The sequence below is a fragment of the Arthrobacter sp. GAS37 genome (assembly GCF_044908325.1).
Classification (GTDB): domain Bacteria; phylum Actinomycetota; class Actinomycetes; order Actinomycetales; family Micrococcaceae; genus Arthrobacter; species Arthrobacter ramosus.
The window spans coordinates 1-1944 of record NZ_JBIYDB010000084.1 but is presented as its reverse complement, the minus strand read 5'-3'; the positions used below and the strand labels follow the sequence as shown (position 1 = coordinate 1944).

Sequence of the window (1944 nt, the reverse complement as noted above, 5' to 3'; positions counted from 1 at the left end):
GCGGCATTACGTGGACGGCTGGGTTATGTGGCTGGTTGGGTGTTTCCGCTGGTGGGAGCGCCGCTGGAACCGGTTCCGGCCACATAATCCTGGATGTTACTGACAGGCGCGGTCGAGCCATCTGAGGAGATCTTGGTCGCTCGTCCAGTCGGGCAGGGGCTCGGGAGTCAGCGACTGGTAGGCGTTTTCTATGGCGATGCGTTTCGCCTCCGTGTCGGCGCGGGCGTAGATCTCGGTTGTGGAGACGTCGGCGTGTCCGAGCAGGTCGCGTATGTAGATCAGGTTGACTCCGGCTTGAAGCAGGTGCATCGCCCGGGTCCTTCTGATCACGTGCGGGGTTACGTTCAGGCCCGCTGCATATCCGGAGTCGCGGCGGCGCAGGGATTGGACGTGTCTGGCGAGGACTTTGGTGATGCCCCAACGGGTCAAGCGAGTCTGTTCCGGTCCGTTGAACAGCGGGTCTGCGTCTGCACCGACGCCAAGGTGGGGCGTGCGACGGTCGAGGTAGTCCGCCACGAGTCGGGCTGTGGGGTCCATCAGTGGCACCCGCCTGGTTTTGGAGCCTTTGCCATGCAGCGTCACCACCATCGGGCGGGCCCTGCGGATGTCGGAGGTGTTCAGGTCGCAGATCTCTTGGACGCGGGCGGCCGTGTCGTAGAGCGTGGAAAGCAAGACCATGTCACGCAGCCCGCGCCCGGTGGCCGGGTCTGGTTCGGCCAGGAGGGCTTTCACCTCGCCGCTGGTGAGATGGCCCATGTCGGCGGCCGGGGTCTTCTTCTGCTTGACGGCGAGGATTTGGGTGGCTTGATTGAGGAACTCTGGCCGCTCGACCGCGGTATATCGGGCGAACGATTTGATGACGGCGAGGCGTTGGTTGCGGGTCGCAGCGGAGTTGCCGCGTTCGGCTTCGAGCCAGTCGAGGAAGGAGAGCACCCGCGTCCGGTCGAAGTCCGCGAGGTTCAGCTTTTCGGGTGGGGTTCCCTCCACGTCGCGGAACCAGGTGAGCAGTAGTTTGACCGCGTCTCGGTAGGATGCGATGGTCTGCGCGGACAGGTCCCGCTCCCCGGCCAGGTGGTCAGTGAGGAACTTCGACAGCCACTTGCCGGCCAGATCCCCGCCGACTGGGTTGAGGCGGCTCACCGCTCGGCTCCTTCCGCCGCCGCCGGGTCCGGGATGACGTAACCGAACCTGGCTTGGGTCATGGCGGCGACCTCGGGGTGTGCGTCCGCGGTCAACTGGAGATAGTACTGGGTTCCGCGCAGGTCGGCGTGGCCCATATAGGCGGATAGGTACGGCAACATCACCGCCAGGTCCTCGCCGCCGGCCGACCATCGGCGCAGGTTCTGGACGGCGAAGCCGTGGCGCAGCGAATGGATGTGCGGGCCGCCCCGGAAATGGGGGATGTCGGCGTCAGAGAGGTAGCGGCGGAATCTGTTGTAAACCGTGGACTTGTCAACAGGTTTGCAGGGATCACCGGTGTGGAACAGCTTGTGGGCGGGTTCGAAGTGGGGTTCGGCGGCCGCGATGTAGCTTTCCAGGGTGGCGGCGAGGCGTCCGGTGACGGGCACGAGACGGTTCTCGTGGTTCTTCCCGTCGCGCACCTCGATGGTGGCGCGGACCGGGTCGAAGTCGCGCAGTTCCAGATTGAGCGCTTCTGACAGCCGCATCCCGGTGGCGTAGAACACCCGGAACAGCACCGGATCGACCAGCGCCCTGTTCGACGCCTCGGACAGCGACTGGGTGTCGATAGCATGGAAGAGGCGGCGAATCTCGTCGTCACTGAACACGTACGGTGGCGGCCTGTGGGCGGTCTTCACGTGCGTCAGGGTCGGCGGTGCCCACGCCTGCCAGCCGAACTGGCGGGCGTGCTCGGCCAGTTCGCGCAGGACGATCTCCTCGCGGCGGATGGTGGACGCTTTGAGGTGGCGGCCGTAGAGGAACCCC

At 65.5% G+C, this 1944-nt stretch carries 2 protein-coding genes; both read right to left on the bottom strand.

Going from position 1 to position 1944, the window contains the following annotated elements:
- Positions 1 to 96: 96 nt before the first annotated feature.
- Positions 97 to 1140, bottom strand: a complete 1044-nt coding sequence (locus tag ABH924_RS24760; RefSeq protein ID WP_404503174.1) for a tyrosine-type recombinase/integrase — start codon at positions 1138 to 1140, stop codon at positions 97 to 99.
- Positions 1137 to 1944, bottom strand: an 808-nt coding sequence (locus ABH924_RS24755; RefSeq protein WP_404503172.1) for a tyrosine-type recombinase/integrase, incomplete at its 5' end; no start/stop codon positions are given. The genes ABH924_RS24760 and ABH924_RS24755, both read right to left, overlap by 4 nt.